Raw genomic sequence first — 17,816 nt, 5'->3', positions numbered from 1 at the left:
CCAGGAGGTGCCCCATGATCGGCATGGACCGCCGCAGCGGCCAGCCCCTGTCGGGCGTGGCCCACCTGCGTCAATCCATCGAGGATATCCTCACCACGCCGCTGGGCAGCCGGTGCATGCGCCCGGAGTACGGCAGCCAGCTGCGCCGCTACGTCGACCTGCCGGTCAACGAAGGCTGGAAGAGTGCGGTGCAGGCCGAGGTGGCCCGAGCCCTGGGGCGTTGGGAGCCGCGTCTGAAGCTGGAGCGGGTCAAGGTCGTCGCCGTGCTCGACGGCCAGGTCAGCCTGGCCTTGAGCGGCCGTTATCTGGGGGATGACGCCCTGGTGGAGGTGACCGTATGAGCCAGGTCGACCTGTCGAAACTACCCGCTCCGCAACTGCTCGAAGACCTCGACTTCGAGGCGTTGTACCAGGAAGACCTGGCCAGCTTTCGCACCCAGTTGGGTGACGGCTGGGCCGCCAACCTGGAAAGCGACCCGGTGACCAAGCTGCTCGAGGTCGGCGCCTACCGCAAGCTGCTCAACCGGGCACGGATCAACGACGCAGCCAAGGCCCTGTTGCTGGCCTATGCCCAAGGCAACGACCTCGACCAGCTGGCGGCCAACGTCAGCCTGCAACGCCTGGTGATCCAGGCCGCGGACCCGGGCACGATCCCACCGACCGAGGCCGTGCTCGAATCCGACGACGCCCTGCGTGAGCGGGTGCAACTGGTCTACGAAGGCCTGACCACCGCCGGCCCGCGCAACAGCTACATCCTCCATGCCCGCAACGCTTCGGGGCGGGTCGCCGACGCGACCGCCGAAAGCCCTTCGCCGGCGGTGGTGGACGTCACTGTGCTGAGCCTGGACAACGACGGTGTGGCCAGCCCCGAGCTGCTGGCGCAAGTAAACGCGTACCTCAACGACGATGATATCCGTCCGGTCGCCGACCGGGTCAATGTGCGCAGCGCCGAGGTGTTGCCGTACCGCGTCGAGGCGGTGCTGCACATGGCCGACAACGGCCCGGAGTTCGAGGCGATCCTCAGCGAGTGCCGGCGCCGTCTCCAGGCCTGGGTCAATCCACGCCGACGCCTCGGCGTCGAGGTTGCCCGCTCGGGGATCGACGCACAGTTGCACATCGATGGCGTGAGCCGCGTCGAGCTGGTCGGCTGGAGCGACATTCGCCCGAGCAAGGCCCAGGCGGCCTGGTGCACCGGCATCGAACTGCGGCGGGGTGGCTGACATGCACAGCCTTCTGCCGCTCAACCGCACGCCGCTGGAGCGGGCCATCGAGGTGGCGGCCGACGAGGACCTTAAGGTCTCGTTGCGTAGCCTCTACAACCCCGACACCTGCCCGGCGCACCTGCTCTACCAGCTGGCCTGGGCCTGGTCGGTGGACCGCTGGGACGACAGCTGGAGCGAGGCGATCAAGCGCTCGGTGATCCGCTCGGCGTTCTTCGTCCATGCCCACAAGGGGACCCTCGGCGCCCTCCGGCGGGTGGTCGAGCCGTTCGGCTACCTGATCGAGGTGCAGGAATGGTGGCAGGCCCAGCCTGCCGGGGTGCCGGGAACGTTTGCCCTGAAGGTCGGGGTGGCGGACAGCGGCATCGACGAACAGACCTACCAAGAGTTGACCCGCCTGATCGAGGACGCCAAGCCGGTTAGCCGGCATCTGGTCGGCCTGGACATCAGCCTGGAAACCCTCATCCCCGCGTATCAGGCTGTCGCTCTCTATGAGGGTGAACTGCTGGAGGTGCATCCCTGGCAGGCATCGGACATCGATGTGCATGTGGGCGCCTACAACCTGGTAAACGACCAAACTCTGGACATACTGGACATCTACCTCAATGGCTAACTCAACCACGCAATTCGGTGGGTTCCTGACCAACGTGGGCATTGCCCAGCAGGCCAACACCGCCGTGCTGGGGCTGCCCTGGAACATCACCCACATGTTGATCGGTGATGCCGGTGGCGAGCCTTCGCAAACGCCGGACCCTACACCGAAACCTACCCAGACCGCGCTGGTGCGCCAGGTCTACCGGGCGCAACTGAACGCCCTCTATCAATCGCCTGCCGATCCCGGCGTGCTGGTCGCCGAGCTGGTCCTGCCGCCGGAAACCGGCGGCTGGTGGATCCGCGAGCTGGCGCTGGAGGATGCCAACGGCAACTTCATCGCCGTGGCCAAACCGGCGCCCAGCTACAAGCCACTGCTGGCGCAAGGTTCCGGACGTACCCAGACCATTCGCATGCACGTGGTGTTCGGCAACCTCGCCAATGTCACGCTGAAAGTCGACCCGAGCATCGTCCTTGCGACACGTGACTATGTGGACAAGGCCCGCGAAGCGGCCGAGCTCTACGCTCGCAACCAGCTCAAGGCGCACGTGGAGGCCGCCGACCCGCACCCGCAGTACCTGCGCCGCGCCGATGCGGCCAAGGACGTCGGGCCGCTGGCGTGGATGGGGGGCGCCACTGGCACCGCCGATGCCCTGACGCTGAAGCTCAAGAGCGGTGAGTCGGCCCTGGCGGCCTACGTCGCTGGCCAGCGCTTCCAGTTCCAGGCCAGCGCCACTAACACCGGCGCCGTGACGGTGCGTATCAATGGCTTGGCCGCCGTGGCAGTGAAGAAGTCCGGCAATGCCGGCCTGGTCGACCTGGTAGGCGGGGACATTCGTAGTGGCGTCCTGTACGACCTGAACTACGACGGGACCTGCTTCCAGCTCGGCGGTGGTGTCGGTGCCAGCAAGGCGTTCGAGCGTTTCTCGTTCGAGGCGTCGGTCGGCCAGACCGTCTTCAACCTGGCGCACACCGTCGGCAGCACCATCGTGCTGCGCAATGGCCGTGAGATCACCGACTACCTGTCCGACGGCCAGAAAATCACTTTCAAGGCGCCCTGCAGCCTGGGCGAGGCCGTGGAGATCCTGGCCTTCAGTTCGTTCTCAGCGGCCAACACCTACACCAAGGCCGAAATCCAGACGCTGCTGACTACTGCTTCGGCGCTGCCAGTGGGCAGTATGTTGCCGTTCCCCAAGGGCACGGTGCCGCCGGGGTTTCTGGAGGTTGACGGCAGCGTGCAGAGCGCGACGGTTTACCCAGACTTGGCCGCTTATCTGACCGGCTCGTTCAACAAAGGGGATGAGCCGGCGGGTTACTTCCGACTGCCGGACTCGCGGGGCGAGTTCCTGCGCGGCTGGGACCATGGGCGGGGGGTCGATCCGGGCAGGGGTGTAGGGAGCTGGGCAGCCGACTCTCTGCTCGACCACTACCATGCGGTGTATTCCGCCGAGCCAGGCTTTGGGAAGCTGCCGATTGACGCCAATGTCGTCGGAAGTGCGGGGGATCTGGGGTCGATCGTCAAGCCCGCTGGCAGCTCCGTTCTCGATGCGACTCTCACCTCGAACGTGTTCCTCCCAAATGCCGCGAAAGGCGGTAAGGAAACTCGCCCCCGCAGCCTGGCAGTCATGTGGTGTGTCAAGGCCTGGAACGCGCCGGTGAACCAGGGGCAGATCGATGTTTCAGCGCTCGCTACGCAGGTACAGGCACTTCGCCAGGAGCTTTCCGGCGCGTTGCCATTAGCCGCCCTGGACTATCCGACAGTCGGCACCACGGATGGTCGTCTCGCCGTTACCTCTGCTGCAGTCGCAGGAAGCGGCGGTACTGTGTCGATTCCTGCTGGAGTCGCGATTGCTTTGGTCGAGGCGGACGAACTCGTCGAACTGGGAAGGTCGCGCTCACTGAAGACATACGTCTGGACCAGTAGTCCGTTGGCTGTTAATACCACGCTGTACCTTCGCGCAACAATCAAAGGCAGCGCGCTGTACTTCTATGTTGCACCTGGCTCAGACGCTGACGTTGTGCCTCCCACCCTGCGTTCCGCATCTGGGCAGAATGCGTCAGGATTCGACTCAACCGTAATCGATGTGCTGTTGGCAAAAATCATGACTGGCGCGGCTGGTACTACCCCCAGTGTGTTGCCACTGGCTAATCGCAAGCGCCTGGAGGCTGTGGCGTTCTGGTCTGGAGCCGCTGGTACTTATACGCTCGCTCTCAATTGGGCGCGTGCCCCGCGTGCCTACATTGCCAGTTTTGCGGATTACGATGACAACACCAAATCCGACTATGGAATCTTTGCCGAGCCAGTCGGGAACAATTCCCGTGGAACTGTCATCGGGGGCGCCACAGGGTTCAGTGATCGCTACACCGGTAGAGTTGGGATTACCTCCTTTATACCAACCATTACAACAGGTGAAGGCAAGATCAACGCACGCGTACGCTGGGAGGCATGATGAAAGCATTGATTCACGACGGTGTTGTTGTCGGCTTTGTAAGCGGCGATGCGTTCGGCGAGTGTTTGCCCGATGCGCTACCTGTAAATGTTGGTTGGCGCTTTGAGAACGGCGAGTTCTTTGCGCCCGCAGAACTGACGGCATCTGATCTCATATCGAAGGAGCGAGCATGGCGCGACATCGAGCTGGCGAGGTTGGTCTGGTTACGTGACCGTCACCGCGACCAGTTGGAGGTCGGTATGGACACTCATTTCACTCAGACACAGTTCACTGAGCTTCTGCAATACCTTCAGGCACTGCGCGACTGGCCCCAGTCTGCCGTCTTCCCTGAAATTTCGGCGCGCCCCGTGCAGCCAGCATTTCTTTTGTCGGAGAGGGTTGAGCAATGAGTCGTGCGGACATTCTGGCGGCAAATGATAAGACCGTGCAGGACTTTGTATTGGAGGGTGAAGTCAGCGAGGCAGAAGTTTCCGCAAGCGTTGTTCAGACGCGCAAGTGGCTCAGTCTGCGGCGCCTGCGCCTAGGTTTTTCAGTAAGTTTTGCGGTCAACGGATATGTGATTTTCCCGGTTTGGTTGGGCGGAGTCATAATTCAATGGGGGCGCTTCAACGGTGGAGCTCATGATCCAGCCATCGCATTTCCGATTGCGTTCCCGTCTGCATGCTTGGTCGTGGTACCTGGTCCGAACGAAGACAATGGGTCGGTCGCGGTTTCCGCTGTGTCGGCAAATGGATTCAATGCCTCTCAACTCGATGGCAAGGCAGTATTGAACTCTTCATCTCCGTTCTACTGGTTAGCGCTAGGCCATTAAGGAGTAGCCATGCAACGCTTCTATTGTGAACGAACTCGTACTACCTATCTGGAAGGCATCCACAAGATTCCAGCAGATGCATTAACTATCAGCGATGAGTGCTATTTCAGCGTTATTGCCAACCCCGAGTCCGGCAAGATTCGCGTGCATGAAAAGGGTCTACCGATACTGATCGATCCACCTCCGGCATCGTCTGAAGAGCAGGCTAAACTGGAACGCAACTGGCGCGACAGTGAGTTAGATGCCGTCATCTGGTTACGTGATCGCCACCGGGACCAATTGGAGATTGGTGCTGATACCACGCTGACTCTCGAGCGTTTCAACGAGCTGTTGATCTATATGCAGGCACTGCGCGACTGGCCTCAGTCCGGAGACTTTCCTGATCTAGGGCACCGTCCCTCGGCGCCACTCTGGCTAGTCGAGCAAACTCAATAACGCCCCGCACCGTCGGGGCGATTTTCTGCACGCCCGAAACCTTACAAGGCCCCGCACTCGCGGGGCCTTTTCATATCTGAACCTGGAGTAGACCTACATGAGTGGATTCTTCCACGGCGTCACCGTGACCAACGTCGACACCGGCGCCCGCAGCATCGCACTGCCGTCGTCCTCGATCATCGGCCTGGTCGACACTTTCACCGAAGGCCCGGGCGTCACCGCCAAGGCCAATGACCTGATCCTGATCACCAGCGAGCGCGAAGCGGTCGTGGCCTTCGGCCAGGACGCGGCGATCACCAAGGCCTGCCGCGCCATCTACAGCCGCGCCAAGGCGGTCATCGTCGCCTGCGGCGTGGCCAAGCTCGAAGACGCCGCCGAGCAGACCTCGGCGATCATCGGCAACGTGCTGGCCGACGGCAAGCGCACCGGCCTGCAGGCGCTGCTCGACGGCAAGAGCCGTTTCAACGCCCAGCCGCGCCTGCTGGTCACCCCCAAGCACAGTGCCACCCAGGCCGTCGGCACCGCCCTGGTGGCCCTGGCCGACAAGCTGCGCGCCATCGCCATCATCGACGGCCCCAACACCACCGATGAAGCGGCCATCGCCTACGCCAAGAACTTCGGCGCCAAGCGCGCCTTCCTGGTCGATCCGGGCGTGCGCTACTGGGACAACGCCGAGGAGGCCACCATCGACGCGCCGGGTTCGGCCTGGGTCGCCGGCCTGTTCGCCTTCACCGACCGCGAGTACGGCTTCTGGGCCTCGCCTTCGAACAAGGAGTTCGTCGGCATCACCGGCACCACCCGCGCCGTGGAGTTCCTTGACGGCGACGACACCTGCCGCGCCAACCTGCTGAACAATGCCAACATCGCCACCATCATCCGCGACGACGGCTTCCGCCTGTGGGGCAACCGCACCCTGTCGAGCGACCCGAAATGGGCCTTCGTCACCCGCGTGCGCACCATGGACATCGTCATGGACGCGATCCTCTACGGCCACAAGTGGGCTGTCGACCGCTCCATCACCGCCACCTACGTCAAGGACGTCACCGAGGGCCTGCAGGCCTTCATGCGCGACCTGAAGAACCAGGGCGCGATCATCAACTTCGAGGTCTTCGCCGATCCGGAGCTGAACACCGCCAGCCAGCTGGAGCAGGGCAAGGTGTACTGGAACATCCGCTTCACCGATGTGCCGCCTGCCGAAAACCCCAATTTCCGCGTCGAAGTCACCAACCAGTGGCTGACCGAAGTCCTCGATTCCGCCGCTTAAGGAGCGCATCCACATGGCAATGATTCCCGAAACACTGGCCAACCTGAACCTGTTCGTCGATGGCGTCAGCTTCCAGGGCGACGTGCCCAGCCTGACCCTGCCCAAGCTCACCCTGAAGATGGAAGAGCACCGCCCCGGCGGCATGGACATGCCGGTCGAGATGGACCAGGGCATGGAGAAGCAGGAAGCCGCCTTCACCACCACCGGCGTGCGCCGCGAGTCGCTGAAGTTCTTCGGCCTGGCCGACGGCACCGCCTTCAACGGCACCTTCCGCGGCGCCTTCAAGGGCCTGAAGGGCAAGATCAATCCGGTCATCGTCACCCTGCGCGGTTCGCTGAAAGAGATCGACATGGGTGACTGGAAGTCCGGCGACAAGGCCGAGATCAAGCACAGCGTCGCCGTCACCTACTACAAGCTCGAAGTCGATGGCCGCCTGGTCTACGAAATCGACGCCCTGGGCATGAAGCGGGTGATCGACGGCGTCGACCAACTGGCCGCCCAGCGCGCCGCCCTGGGTCTTTAAGGAGAACGCTCGATGGCTCAAACGAAGAAACTTCCACAATGGCTGACCGTCGACGCCGAGCGCGTGACCGTGCGCCTGTCGCGCCCCAGCGAAGCCAACGGCGTGCAGGTCGACAGCCTGTCGCTGCGCGCACCGACCGTGCGTGACATCCGTAACGCCCAGGTCGGCGGCGTGGCTGACGACGAGCAGCGCGAACTGAACCTGTTCGCCTCGCTCGCCGAAGTTGGCGTCAAGGACCTCGAGGGCCTGGCCCTGAAGGACTACAGCCGCCTGCAGACCGGCTATTTTCGCCTGGTGCAGGACGACGAGGTTTGACCCTGCCCGGCAGAAGGCCGCCGCCAGGCGGCTGGCCAAGGAGCTGAACTTTTCCGCCAGCGAGATCATGACCATGTCGTACAGCGACATGGTCTGGTGGCTGGCTGAGTGACAAGGAGCAAGCCATGGCGAACACACAGGTGTTCACCCTCGGCGTCACCAGCGACCAGGCATTGGGCAGGTCCGTCGACAGCTTGCGTGGCCAGGTCGAGCGCCTGCGCAGGCAAGCGGACGGGACCCGGCTCGGGCGGTTGATCGGCGAGGTCATCCGCCTGGGGCTCGAGCTGGACAAGGTGGGCCAGGCCGAAAGGCAGCTGGATGACGACCAGGCGCGTGCCCATGAGGCGCAGATCGATCGATTGCGCCTTGAGGGGAACGAGGTCGAGCGCTTGCGCAGGTTGTACCTGTCCCTTGGGCGCAAGCCGTTGGAACTGCGTGCGATGGTGGTGGCCTCGAGTGCGGCCGCCGCCAAAAAATCACCAGTCCCCACGTTGGAGCAGCGCAAGGCGGCCTTGCTGGAGGGGACGAGCCCCGCGCCACGGCCGGCCCGGGGTGATCCGCCCGAGGCGCGCAGTGTGGAGCAGGGGCGTGTGCCTCTGGAGTCGGCTAATGCAGGTTTGGCGGTGCTCAAGGCTGGAGCGGTCGGCGTCGGTACTGTTGCTGTAGCCGCTGGCACTGCCTGGGGAGCACGTTCGTATTATCAAAGCCGAACGCCCGAAGGACAAAGCGAGATCACCAAGGGCCTGAAGGAGAACGGCGGCAAGGCTGCCGCCAAGGGTGTCACCAAGCTTGGCTTGGCCATGCTCAAGGACAAAGGCGAGGACAAGGCCGAGGCTGCAGGCGCAGCCCTTGGAGGCGTACTCGGCAACCTGGGAGCGGAGCTCCTGGGTGGCCTGACCAAGAACAAGCAGATCCAGAAGTACGGTGGTGAGATCGGCGAGATGATCGGCGAAGGTGTCGGCGGATTTATCGGCAAGACAGTCTTCGGCTGGTTCTCCGATACGCCCGCCGCCAACGACGCTTCAGGCAAGGACAAGGCTGCGGCTGACGCTTCAGCGCAACGTTCTGCCGATGCGCCCGAGGGGGCCGCCACGCCGCCTGGAGAGGCCCGAAGCGCCGCACCCGAGAGCGCTGCTGCAGTTCAAGAACGCCCCCCCGAGGGGCCCGCCAATGGCGCTCGGGAGATCATGAAGGGCGGATTGATCGCGGCAGGCGCGCTGGGTGGTACCGCGTTTGCCGCCTGGGGCGCGCGGAGCTACCAAGGACAATCTCCCGAGCGACGCACCGAGATCACCAGCGGTCTCAGGGAGAACGGTGGCAAGGCCGCCGCCAAGGGCGCCACCAAGCTTGGCCTGGCGGTGCTCAAGGACAAGAGCGAGGACCAGGCCGAGGCGGTGGGCGCCGCTTTCGGGAGCGTACTGGGGAGCCTTGGGGCGGAACTGCTTGGAGGTGTGACCAAGAACAAGCAGATCCAGAAGTACGGCGGTGAGATTGGCGAAATGATCGGTGAAGGTCTCGGCGGCCTAGCTGGCAAGACGCTCCATGGATTGTTCTCCGACAAGCCCGCCGCCAACGACGCTCCTGCCGACAAGGCCAAGACTTCCGCGACTGCCGCTCGCATGCCGAAAGCGGGTGACGATGACGAGGAGCCGGAGGAAGAGGAGGAGGAAGAAGAGGTCGACGAAGCCGAGGACGAGGCGGCCTTCTTCGAGGCCCAGGAAGCTGTCCAGGACAGCCCGCCAGCCGCCGCATCGGCAGCCAGCGCGGTCGGACTCGCCGGTACTGTATTCACGGGCCAGGTGGGTAGGGCGGTGGCCGGCAATACCGGCGCTTCGGTGGCAAGGCGAGTGTTCAGGCGCATTCCTGGTGCCAACTTGCTCGACACCGGTATGCAACTTGCCGAGACCTACAACAGCGATGCCACCCCCGAGCAGAAACTCGAGGGTTATGGCACCGCCGTCGGAGGCCTGGGGGGCGGCCTGGCCGGTGCTGCGGCAGGTGCCGCCATCGGGTCGGTGGTACCGGTGATCGGCACCGCGATTGGCGGCCTGATCGGTGGCGTGCTGGGCAGCATGGGAGGTGAAAGCATCGGTGGCTGGCTGGGCAAGGCGCTGGGGTCGGGCAAGGAAGAGCCCGCTGCCAAGCCAGGCCTGGGTGAAGCGGTGCGGGCAATGGATAGCCCCGCAGCACAGCCGCCGCTTCCCGCGCCATCGGTAGCGACGGCGACGCCAGCGCCAGCGGTCCCGCCCGCGCCGATCAACCAGCAATTTACCTTCACCGCCAACATGCCAGTCACGTTCAGCAACAGCCTCGATGACCCTTCGGTGCTGCAACAGCTGGAGGCCATCGCCCGTCGCCAGCTCGAGGAGCTGATGCGTCAGGCCCGTTCGGCGCAGTTGGCCGACACCCCACATATCGCACTTTAAGGAGGATCCATGACCTATCTGGAGCAGCTGCAAGCCACGCTGCACGCCCTGGTCAAGGCGGGAGAGGCAGGGCGTCGGCGTGCCGACGCCATGCTCGATCCGATGAACGACGCGATCGTCCATATACAGGGCGCGGTGGGTGAGCTGGAAGGTTTGCCGGTGGTCGGCCCAATCATCGGCGCCAAGCTCCAGCGAACCATGCGTGCGATCACCAATGCCCAAGCCCGGGTCGCCAAGGTGGTGGCCAAGTACGACCAGACGGTGGCGGTGGTGCGCCAGGTGCGCGATCGCATCGACGGTTTCGCCACCCACGCCGCCAAGGCTGGAGCAGCGATTCGCCGTGTGGTGGGGGAGGTGCGCTCGACCGTCAATGGCGTGCTGTCGACGCTGGGCTTCGCGCCCGAGGCGACGCCGGCCGCCGAAGCGGTCAAGCCGTTCCCGCACTTGCTGGTGCTGCAACCGCTCAAGGCGGGCGCGGCGCCGTACTACTTCAACCTCGACACCGCCGCCTTCGACCAGTTGCGTCGGCAGACGCGTTTTCGTTGGGCCGGGCAGGAGCGCTTGAGCCGCGAGAGCGCCCAGCAGGCGGTCAGCCTGGGCGAGGAGAGCATCAACATCCGTGGCGCGATCTTCCCCGGCTTCAAGGGCGGCCTCGGCCAGTTGCAGACGCTGCGCAGCATCGGTCGCCAGCTGCTGCCGCTGTCGTTGACCACAGGCTACGGCGAGGTGCTCGGCACCTGGTGCCTGACCAGCATCGAGGAAGAGCAGAGCGTCCTGCTGGCCGGCGGCATTCCGCGCAAACAAGGGTTTTCACTGGAGTTCGTGAGCTATGGCCAAGACCTGCACAACGTCTGAGGGTGATCTGCTCGACACCCTTTGCCAGCACTACTACGGCCATCTGTCCGGCACGGTCGAGGCCGTGCTGGATGCCAACCAGGGCCTGGCTGACGAGGCGCAGCCGTTTCGCGCCGGGGTGAGGATCCTGTTGCCGGAACTGCCGATGACGACCAGCACCAGCCTGCAGCTGTGGGATTGACCACTCGCCCCAGTACCGTGGGAGCGGGCTTGCCCCGCGATGGCGCCGTCGCGGGGCAAGCCCGCTCCCACGCCGTCCTCGCTACACCAATACAGCGGAGCCCCAACCATGCAACCTCAATTTCGAATCATCGCGGACGGCCATGACATCACCACGCTGCTTAACGACCGCCTGTTGCTGTTACGCACCACTGATAAACCAGGTATGGAGTCCGACGAGTTCGAACTGCGCCTCGATGCCCGCGACGGTGCCCTGGCCTTGCCAGCCAGGGGCGCAGTGGTCGAGGTGCACCTGGGTTACGCCGGGCAGCCGCTGAACCGCCTGGGCCGCTACACCGTGGACGAGGTCGAGCTGTCCGGCCCGCCGGACACCCTGGTAATCCGCGGCAAGGCCAGTGACCTGCGCGGCAGCGGCAAGACCATTCGCAGTGGCAGTTGGGAGAACGCTACGCTGCAGCACATCGTCGCCGAGATCGGTGCCCGCAATGGCTGGCAGGCCGTGTGCCCGTTGGCTGTGCAAGTGCCGCGGGTCGACCAGTACAGCGAGTCGGACTTCAACTTCATCACCCGCCTGGCGCGCCTGCATGACTGTACCGCCAAGCTCGCCAACGGCCAGTTGCTGGTGTTGCCGCGCCAGGGCGGCCAGAGCGCCAGCGGCAAGCCCCTGGGGGTGGTTGTCATTGCCCGCAACGAGGTCAGCCAGTGGCAGTTTCGCCTGGCCGACAAGAGTACCCACAAGGCCGTCAGGACCCGCCACCAGGACAGCGCCAGCGGGCGCCTGCAGGCGGTGGAACTGGTCAATGGCGATGCTCCGGACGGCCTGCAGCCGGTCTACACCGACCGCCACCTCTACCCCAACCGCGCGGCGGCGGAACAGGCCGCCCGCGCCCGGCTGGCCAGCTTCAACCGCGACACCGCCAGCGTGCGCCTGGACATGCCCGGGCGCACCGACCTGTTCGCCGAGCGCGCCATCGATGTCCAGGGCTTCCTGGCCGGGCTCGATGGGCACTACCTGATCGAGTCGGTCGAGCAGGTGTTCACCAGCAGCGGCTGGCGCACCACCGTGCAGTGCAACGGCGGCCGTCAGGGCAAGGCTAAGGCCAAGGGTTCCGCGCCTCGGCGGACGGGTTCGCTAAAGGCTTGAAACGGGGCGGTGAGGGTTTCCCGATGCCTGCCGGCGGCGGTGCTCCCTATAGTCGCTGCTTGCCGGTTCGCATCACCCTGTTTCCGAGCTCCAGATCAGGTGCGGCGCTCGCCACGCCTTGACTCCTGTGAAAGCCACGCGCTTCGAGCCATCGCCCATGAGCGAGCCACAGGCGGCACCGGCCGCCTTTCGATCAGACCGCAATGGAGAATGCACCGATGCCGCTCACCGAACAGCAACTCAAGCAGATCTACCCGCTCGCCGGCCAGCGCGCCGCCGCTTTCCTGCCGGCGTTGAACACGGCCATGGCCAACTGGGAAATCGACCACCCCAAACGCATTGCCGCGTTCCTGGCCCAGGTCGGCCATGAGTCCGGTCAGCTGCGCTACGTCAAGGAACTGGGCGGCGACCGCTACCTGGCCCGCTACGACACCGGCAGCCTGGCCCTGCGCCTGGGCAACACGCCTGAAGCCGACGGTGATGGCCAGCGCTATTGCGGCCGTGGCCTGATCCAGGTGACCGGGCGCAACAACTACCAGGCCTGCAGCCGTGCGCTGTTCGGCGACGAACGCCTGCTGGCGCAACCGCAGATGCTCGAGCAGCCGCGCTGGGCCTGCGAATCGGCGGCCTGGTTCTGGCACTCGCGCGGGCTCAACGCCCTGGCCGACCAGGGGGAATTCAACCGCATCACCCGGCATATCAACGGCGGCCTGAACGGCTTGTCGGAGCGCCTCGAACTGTGGGCGCGAGCGCGGGAGGTGCTGTGCTGAGCCGCCTGCAACTGGCGCTGTGCCTCGGGCTGATGGCGTTGTCCGCGGTGCTGGCCTGGCAGCTGCAAGGCTGGCGCCTCGGGCGTCAGCTGGCCGAGCAGGAGCAGGCGCTGGTGCAGCAGCGCCTTGACCAGGCCGAGGCGCTGTACGGCCTGCTGCTCGCCGAACGCGATCAGCGCCAGGGCCTCGAACAACGCCTGCACGACAGTGAAACGAAGCATTTCCAGGAGCTGACCGATGCCCAACAGACTCAGGCTCGCCTGCGTGACCGCCTTGCTACTGCCGATCTGCGCCTGTCGGTCCTGGTCGAGCGCGACCCCACCTGTGCCCCAGTGCCTGCCGCCGCCGGCACCGGCGGCGTGGATCATGGCCCCGTACGCGCCCGACTTGACCCGGCGCATGCTCGACGAATTATCGCCATCACCGACGACGGCGACCGCGGACTGATCGCCTTGCGGGCGTGCCAGGCCTATGTGCGTGCGCTGTCGCGCTGATCTGTATTTCTTATCTTTTGTCCATGGCCGGCCTCACTTTCGTGGGGCCGGCCATTTTTCAAGCAAGCCAATTCAAGGAGTAGAGAATGGGCGAAAAGAACATCATCGTGGACCGTGGCATTCCCCCTTCGGGTTCCTCAGGTGGAGGGGGACGCGGTGGAAGTTCAACGGGAGGCATCACTATCCCTTTGGGTGTCAATGGTGAACCCTCCCACCATGCACTCAACGTTGCCGCGCTGATGAACGGCGCAGTACTGGAAGCGGTGCTGGAGGGGCAGGGTTGGCCAAGCCCGGATGCCTACTATGACCTGGGCGTCGATATGTGGGGCATGTTGCCCTATCAGATCTTCGAGATGCGTAATGAACTGAGTGACAGCTACCTCAGAAAGGAGCGTAACCTGCCGGCCAGTCTCAATGCCGAGTTGGCTGCGGCTGAAGCCGCCGCAGGTAGCACTGCGGCGCTGCCGGACTCGAAGAAAGCCGAGCGCTCCATTGGGATCATCAAGTCGTTGATGGCCACCCGCGACCAGCAGATCGCATTCAATCGCGGGCGACTGGCCACGGAGCAGGGCGGTCGTTTCGATGACCGCGATATCAAGGAACTGATCGACGAATTGCGCAAGCTGGACGATTACGACGTGCCGGCGGCATTGGATGTCGAGCTTTCCCTCTATACGGCAGCCCTGGCCTTGTATGTCGATCTGAAGGCTCAGGAGCAGTTGCGCGAAAAGCTCGATGCCCTGGAGAAGGCGCGCCGCGATGCGCTGGAGAAAGAGTCCTACAAGGACGCGGCCACCTACGCCAGTGACACTGGCAAGGAAATCGCCAATCGCTTTGGCAACCAGGTGGCGCAGGCCGCCAACGACATGCAGAAGGGCATCGCGGGCAAGCGCATAGGCAGCTACCAGGAGGCCTTGAAGGCCTTCGAAAAGCTGTCGCAAAACCCCGGCTTGCGGCTGAACGCCAAGGACTCGGCGGCGGTTGCCCAGGCACTTGAGGCGCTGGACAAGGCCACGCTTGGCGATAACATGCTGCGTTTGGGCAAGGCCTTCGGTGTGACCGGTGGCGTCATTCAGGCTGCCGGGCTGGTTGACTCGGCAGTGAGCGGTTTCAAGACCGGTGACTGGAAACCCTTTCTTCTGGAACTGGAAAGCGCTGTCGTCGGCAAGGTGGCGGGCAGTCTGGCGGGCGCCATGGCTGGCATCGCCCTGGGCTTGCTGGTTTCCGCCCCCGCTGCCGCAGTAGCGGGAACCGTTGTGGCGGCCGTCTTCATCGGGGCTGCCAGCGCATACTTCGATACCGAGAAGGTCGACCAGATCAATCAGTGGGTCATGGGCGCAGTAGCACCCTGATACCCTTGCACCGGGAGCGCACAACGTTGCTCTCGGTGCTTAGGCTCTGTACGAAATGTATCTGCACTCGCCCATACTGCGTTGAAACGGGGCTCGGAATGCTCATGTACTCCAGTACACTGCGCTTGCTCCCCCCGTTTCGCCTTGTCTGGCCTTCGCGCAGACACATTTCGTACAGGCCCTAGCAACCTGTCTGTGCAAGGAGTTGTGACGTTGAACGCGAAGCACACGGCCAGTCACTGGCCGTTGTATCTGATCACGGTCTCGAGCCTGGTGCCGGTGTTCCTGCTGGCCTGTTGGGTGCCGACGCTGAGTCAGGAACAAGCCTTGGTCCTGGATCGCCTGCTTGACCAGCATCTGCTGGGGCAGGTGGGTGTCTGGTCGTCCAATTTTGCGCTGATGTCCAAGGCGGTCGCCAACTATGTCGCGATCGCCGCGCCGTTGTGTTCAATCGGCCTGGCGCTGCTGGTATGCCGCCATCATCTACGTCCCTTGGAGCAACTGCCGGTGCTGTCATTGCGCCGCCAGTTGTTTTTCCATGTCGGTTGGGTGGTGGTGGTTGGGGTGCTACTTGCCCAGAACTACTTCGGTTACACAGATTTCGCCCACCATCGTGCGAAGTTTCGCTGGGTGGGCAATCACCCAGGTTTGTATCCCTTTTTTGCCAGCATGATGTTGCTTGCGCTCGAATTCGCGTTCGTCTTCAGCTATGTCGTGCTGGTGCATTACCCATTGCTGCGCCTGGCCCGTCGGCGCAAGGCGAGACAGGACTGAGCCTGGCTTGAGTGGTAGGGTATGGCGGTCGCAACGAGGAGCCGCCATGGACCCGATCACCGTACTTTCCACTCGCCTGGGCGAACACCTGCGGCGCTTCAACGCCCAGGTGAGCACCGCTGAATCCTGCACCGGTGGCGGCATCGCCGAGGCCATCACCCGCATCCCCGGCAGTTCGGCCTGGTTCGAGGCAGGATACGTCACCTATTCCAATGCCCAGAAAACCCGCCAGTTGGGCGTCCCCGAGGCGTTGTTCGCCCAGGTGGGGGCGGTCAGCCAGGAAGTGGTCGAGGCCATGGTGCGGGGCGCCCAGGCCGCCAGCGGAGCGCGCTTCGCGGTGGCGGTCAGCGGCGTGGCCGGGCCAGACGGCGGTTCGCCGGCCAAGCCGGTGGGCACGGTGTGGCTGGCCTGGGCTGACGGAACCCACGTGAGCAGCGAGCGCCGGCACTTCGACGGCGACCGCGAAGCGGTGCGCCGACAGACGGTGATCGCCGCGTTAGACGGCTTGTTACAGCTTGGCGCGGAGTAATTCGCCCGACGGGGGTTTGCGGAAACGAATCGCTGTGGAATAATACTGGCTACTTATACAGTTATTCCGGCCGTCAGGGCCAAGTCGAACACGTGAGGATTTCAATGGACGACAACAAGAAGCGCGCCTTGGCTGCGGCCCTGGGTCAAATCGAACGCCAATTCGGCAAGGGCGCGGTCATGCGCATGGGCGACCACGAGCGCCAGGCCATCCCTGCCATTTCCACCGGTTCCCTGGGCCTGGACATCGCCCTGGGCATCGGCGGCCTGCCGAAAGGCCGTATCGTCGAGATCTACGGCCCGGAATCCTCGGGTAAAACCACGCTGACCTTGTCGGTCATCGCCGAAGCCCAGAAGAACGGCGCCACCTGCGCCTTCGTCGACGCCGAGCACGCCCTCGACCCTGAATACGCCGGCAAGCTGGGCGTCAACGTCGACGACCTGCTGGTCTCGCAGCCGGACACCGGCGAGCAGGCCCTGGAAATCACCGACATGCTGGTGCGCTCCAACGCCGTCGACGTGATCATCGTCGACTCCGTGGCCGCCCTGGTCCCGAAGGCCGAGATCGAAGGCGAGATGGGCGACATGCACGTCGGCCTGCAGGCTCGCCTGATGTCCCAGGCACTGCGCAAGATCACCGGTAACATCAAGAACGCCAACTGCCTGGTCATCTTCATCAACCAGATCCGTATGAAGATCGGCGTAATGTTCGGTAGCCCGGAAACCACCACCGGTGGTAACGCCCTGAAGTTCTACGCCTCGGTGCGCCTGGACATCCGCCGTACCGGCGCGGTCAAGGAAGGCGACGAAGTGGTCGGCAGCGAAACCCGCGTCAAGATCGTCAAGAACAAGGTTTCGCCACCGTTCCGTCAGGCCGAGTTCCAGATCCTCTACGGCAAGGGCATCTACCGCAACGGCGAAATCATCGACCTGGGTGTGTCCCAAGGCCTGGTGGAAAAATCCGGTGCCTGGTACAGCTACCAAGGCAACAAGATCGGTCAAGGCAAGGCCAACGCCGCCAAGTACCTGCAAGAGAATCCGGCCATTGGCAGCGAGATCGAGAAGCAGATTCGCGACAAGCTGCTGACCGCTGGTGCTGCCGCCGCTGCAGCAGCGGCCGCCAAGGCTGGTGCAGCCGAAGCCGATGCCGACGACCTGGCTGACGCCGACGCCGGTTATTGATTGGCCCCATGTCCGTCGTACTCGACACCCCCGTCGCCGTTCGGCGGACAGCCATGGACCTGCTCGCACGCCGCGAGCATGGTCGCGTCGAGCTGACGCGCAAGCTGCGTCAGCGTGGCGCACCGGACGAGCTGATCGAGCCTGCGCTCGATCGGCTGGCCGAAGAAGGGCTGCTCAGTGAAGCCCGCTATCTGGAAAGCTTCATTCGCTACCGGTCCAGTGCCGGCTACGGCCCCGCGCGAATTCGCGAGGAGCTCGGCCAACGCGGCTTGAACCGCGGCGATATCGACCAGGCCCTGCGCGACAGCGAAGTGGACTGGGCGACGCAACTGCGTGATGTCTGGCAGCGCAAGTTCGCCGGGCAACGCCCGCAAGACCCACGCAGTCGGGCGCAGCAGACGCGTTTTCTCGCCTACCGTGGTTTCCCCATGGACATGATCGGCCGGCTGCTCAGCGGTCGCGACCTGGATGACTATTGATGCCCTGTACGGCTGACGCCCATG

General features: G+C 64.2%; 21 protein-coding genes. All 21 read left to right on the top strand.

All coding sequences use genetic code 11. The features are described 5' to 3' along the window. Positions 1-14 precede the first annotated feature (14 nt). The 21 genes from PRtIB026_RS23505 (at position 15) to recX (ending at position 17,792) form a co-directional block, all read left to right on the top strand. Entirely contained in the window at positions 15-341 is a 327-nt protein-coding gene (locus PRtIB026_RS23505; protein ID WP_203651185.1) for a GPW/gp25 family protein, read from the top strand. Beyond that, entirely contained in the window at positions 338-1,219 is an 882-nt protein-coding gene (locus PRtIB026_RS23500; protein WP_203651187.1) for a baseplate assembly protein, read from the top strand. The genes PRtIB026_RS23505 and PRtIB026_RS23500 overlap by 4 nt, the downstream gene beginning before the upstream one ends. A gap of 1 nt (position 1,220) precedes the next feature. Beyond that, positions 1,221-1,832 (top strand): phage tail protein I, encoded by a 612-nt coding sequence (locus tag PRtIB026_RS23495; RefSeq protein ID WP_203651189.1) that lies wholly within the window; start codon positions 1,221-1,223, stop codon positions 1,830-1,832. Next, the gene (locus tag PRtIB026_RS23490; RefSeq protein ID WP_244670965.1) at positions 1,825-4,260 is read left to right on the top strand and encodes a phage tail protein; all 2,436 of its coding nucleotides are present in this window, start codon (positions 1,825-1,827) and stop codon (positions 4,258-4,260) included. Before PRtIB026_RS23495 ends, PRtIB026_RS23490 begins: the two co-directional genes overlap by 8 nt. Continuing rightward, the gene (locus tag PRtIB026_RS23485; protein ID WP_203651191.1) at positions 4,260-4,649 is read left to right on the top strand and encodes a phage tail assembly chaperone; all 390 of its coding nucleotides are present in this window, start codon (positions 4,260-4,262) and stop codon (positions 4,647-4,649) included. Before PRtIB026_RS23490 ends, PRtIB026_RS23485 begins: the two co-directional genes overlap by 1 nt. Continuing rightward, positions 4,646-5,071 (top strand): gp53-like domain-containing protein, encoded by a 426-nt coding sequence (locus PRtIB026_RS23480; RefSeq protein ID WP_203651193.1) that lies wholly within the window; start codon positions 4,646-4,648, stop codon positions 5,069-5,071. The genes PRtIB026_RS23485 and PRtIB026_RS23480 overlap by 4 nt, the downstream gene beginning before the upstream one ends. Positions 5,072-5,080: 9 nt before the next feature. Continuing rightward, the gene (locus tag PRtIB026_RS23475; RefSeq protein ID WP_203651195.1) at positions 5,081-5,506 is read left to right on the top strand and encodes a phage tail assembly chaperone; all 426 of its coding nucleotides are present in this window, start codon (positions 5,081-5,083) and stop codon (positions 5,504-5,506) included. Positions 5,507-5,603: 97 nt separating this feature from the next. Beyond that, on the top strand, positions 5,604-6,770 hold the full coding sequence (locus PRtIB026_RS23470) for a phage tail sheath family protein (protein WP_203651196.1): 1,167 nt from the start codon (positions 5,604-5,606) through the stop codon (positions 6,768-6,770). 13 nt (positions 6,771-6,783) lie between these two features. Next, entirely contained in the window at positions 6,784-7,293 is a 510-nt protein-coding gene (locus PRtIB026_RS23465; RefSeq protein ID WP_023628885.1) for a phage major tail tube protein, read from the top strand. 12 nt (positions 7,294-7,305) lie between these two features. Next, positions 7,306-7,608 (top strand): phage tail assembly protein, encoded by a 303-nt coding sequence (locus PRtIB026_RS23460; RefSeq protein ID WP_203651197.1) that lies wholly within the window; start codon positions 7,306-7,308, stop codon positions 7,606-7,608. Positions 7,609-7,733: 125 nt separating this feature from the next. Continuing rightward, on the top strand, positions 7,734-10,034 hold the full coding sequence (locus tag PRtIB026_RS23455) for a hypothetical protein (RefSeq protein ID WP_203651198.1): 2,301 nt from the start codon (positions 7,734-7,736) through the stop codon (positions 10,032-10,034). A gap of 9 nt (positions 10,035-10,043) precedes the next feature. Beyond that, positions 10,044-10,889, top strand: a complete 846-nt coding sequence (locus PRtIB026_RS23450; protein WP_203651199.1) for a phage tail protein — start codon at positions 10,044-10,046, stop codon at positions 10,887-10,889. Beyond that, positions 10,864-11,070 (top strand): tail protein X, encoded by a 207-nt coding sequence (locus tag PRtIB026_RS23445; protein ID WP_203651200.1) that lies wholly within the window; start codon positions 10,864-10,866, stop codon positions 11,068-11,070. Before PRtIB026_RS23450 ends, PRtIB026_RS23445 begins: the two co-directional genes overlap by 26 nt. A gap of 108 nt (positions 11,071-11,178) precedes the next feature. After that, positions 11,179-12,213, top strand: coding sequence for a phage late control D family protein (locus PRtIB026_RS23440; protein WP_203651201.1), 1,035 nt, complete (start codon positions 11,179-11,181; stop codon positions 12,211-12,213). A gap of 218 nt (positions 12,214-12,431) precedes the next feature. Beyond that, complete coding sequence (locus tag PRtIB026_RS23435) at positions 12,432-12,983, top strand: glycoside hydrolase family 19 protein (protein ID WP_203651203.1); 552 nt, start codon at positions 12,432-12,434, stop codon at positions 12,981-12,983. Positions 12,984-13,220: 237 nt separating this feature from the next. Further along, complete coding sequence (gene rz1, locus PRtIB026_RS26760) at positions 13,221-13,430, top strand: lysis system o-spanin lipoprotein Rz1 (protein ID WP_420713595.1); 210 nt, start codon at positions 13,221-13,223, stop codon at positions 13,428-13,430. A gap of 133 nt (positions 13,431-13,563) precedes the next feature. Beyond that, positions 13,564-14,829: a colicin-like pore-forming protein gene (locus tag PRtIB026_RS23425; protein ID WP_203651204.1), complete on the top strand. Its 1,266-nt coding sequence runs from the start codon at positions 13,564-13,566 to the stop codon at positions 14,827-14,829. A gap of 213 nt (positions 14,830-15,042) precedes the next feature. Further along, complete coding sequence (locus PRtIB026_RS23420) at positions 15,043-15,603, top strand: hypothetical protein (RefSeq protein ID WP_203651205.1); 561 nt, start codon at positions 15,043-15,045, stop codon at positions 15,601-15,603. A 46-nt stretch (positions 15,604-15,649) separates the two neighbouring features. Beyond that, positions 15,650-16,132, top strand: a complete 483-nt coding sequence (locus PRtIB026_RS23415; protein ID WP_028690617.1) for a CinA family protein — start codon at positions 15,650-15,652, stop codon at positions 16,130-16,132. Between the two features lie 104 nt (positions 16,133-16,236). Beyond that, positions 16,237-17,313, top strand: a complete 1,077-nt coding sequence (recA, locus tag PRtIB026_RS23410) for a recombinase RecA (protein ID WP_028690616.1) — start codon at positions 16,237-16,239, stop codon at positions 17,311-17,313. Between the two features lie 8 nt (positions 17,314-17,321). After that, positions 17,322-17,792: a recombination regulator RecX gene (recX, locus tag PRtIB026_RS23405; RefSeq protein WP_028690615.1), complete on the top strand. Its 471-nt coding sequence runs from the start codon at positions 17,322-17,324 to the stop codon at positions 17,790-17,792. Positions 17,793-17,816: the final 24 nt, after the last annotated feature.

The sequence above is a fragment of the Pseudomonas sp. RtIB026 genome (assembly GCF_016861355.2).
GTDB classification, from domain to species: Bacteria; Pseudomonadota; Gammaproteobacteria; order Pseudomonadales; family Pseudomonadaceae; genus Aquipseudomonas; species Aquipseudomonas peradeniyensis.
Note: the sequence above shows the minus strand (reverse complement) of the source record. Positions and strands in the feature narration are given on the sequence as shown.

What these genes read in the sequence shown, in the direction of transcription:
- PRtIB026_RS23505 (WP_203651185.1), top strand. Translation starts at nt 15, where the DNA reads ATGATCGGCATGGACCGCCGCAGCGGCCAGCCCCTGTCGGGCGTGGCC.
- PRtIB026_RS23500 (WP_203651187.1), top strand. Translation starts at nt 338, where the DNA reads ATGAGCCAGGTCGACCTGTCGAAACTACCCGCTCCGCAACTGCTCGAA.
- PRtIB026_RS23495 (WP_203651189.1), top strand. Translation starts at nt 1,221, where the DNA reads ATGCACAGCCTTCTGCCGCTCAACCGCACGCCGCTGGAGCGGGCCATC.
- PRtIB026_RS23490 (WP_244670965.1), top strand. Translation starts at nt 1,825, where the DNA reads ATGGCTAACTCAACCACGCAATTCGGTGGGTTCCTGACCAACGTGGGC.
- PRtIB026_RS23485 (WP_203651191.1), top strand. Translation starts at nt 4,260, where the DNA reads ATGAAAGCATTGATTCACGACGGTGTTGTTGTCGGCTTTGTAAGCGGC.
- PRtIB026_RS23480 (WP_203651193.1), top strand. Translation starts at nt 4,646, where the DNA reads ATGAGTCGTGCGGACATTCTGGCGGCAAATGATAAGACCGTGCAGGAC.
- PRtIB026_RS23475 (WP_203651195.1), top strand. Translation starts at nt 5,081, where the DNA reads ATGCAACGCTTCTATTGTGAACGAACTCGTACTACCTATCTGGAAGGC.
- PRtIB026_RS23470 (WP_203651196.1), top strand. Translation starts at nt 5,604, where the DNA reads ATGAGTGGATTCTTCCACGGCGTCACCGTGACCAACGTCGACACCGGC.
- PRtIB026_RS23465 (WP_023628885.1), top strand. Translation starts at nt 6,784, where the DNA reads ATGGCAATGATTCCCGAAACACTGGCCAACCTGAACCTGTTCGTCGAT.
- PRtIB026_RS23460 (WP_203651197.1), top strand. Translation starts at nt 7,306, where the DNA reads ATGGCTCAAACGAAGAAACTTCCACAATGGCTGACCGTCGACGCCGAG.
- PRtIB026_RS23455 (WP_203651198.1), top strand. Translation starts at nt 7,734, where the DNA reads ATGGCGAACACACAGGTGTTCACCCTCGGCGTCACCAGCGACCAGGCA.
- PRtIB026_RS23450 (WP_203651199.1), top strand. Translation starts at nt 10,044, where the DNA reads ATGACCTATCTGGAGCAGCTGCAAGCCACGCTGCACGCCCTGGTCAAG.
- PRtIB026_RS23445 (WP_203651200.1), top strand. Translation starts at nt 10,864, where the DNA reads ATGGCCAAGACCTGCACAACGTCTGAGGGTGATCTGCTCGACACCCTT.
- PRtIB026_RS23440 (WP_203651201.1), top strand. Translation starts at nt 11,179, where the DNA reads ATGCAACCTCAATTTCGAATCATCGCGGACGGCCATGACATCACCACG.
- PRtIB026_RS23435 (WP_203651203.1), top strand. Translation starts at nt 12,432, where the DNA reads ATGCCGCTCACCGAACAGCAACTCAAGCAGATCTACCCGCTCGCCGGC.
- rz1 (WP_420713595.1), top strand. Translation starts at nt 13,221, where the DNA reads ATGCCCAACAGACTCAGGCTCGCCTGCGTGACCGCCTTGCTACTGCCG.
- PRtIB026_RS23425 (WP_203651204.1), top strand. Translation starts at nt 13,564, where the DNA reads ATGGGCGAAAAGAACATCATCGTGGACCGTGGCATTCCCCCTTCGGGT.
- PRtIB026_RS23415 (WP_028690617.1), top strand. Translation starts at nt 15,650, where the DNA reads ATGGACCCGATCACCGTACTTTCCACTCGCCTGGGCGAACACCTGCGG.
- recA (WP_028690616.1), top strand. Translation starts at nt 16,237, where the DNA reads ATGGACGACAACAAGAAGCGCGCCTTGGCTGCGGCCCTGGGTCAAATC.
- recX (WP_028690615.1), top strand. Translation starts at nt 17,322, where the DNA reads ATGTCCGTCGTACTCGACACCCCCGTCGCCGTTCGGCGGACAGCCATG.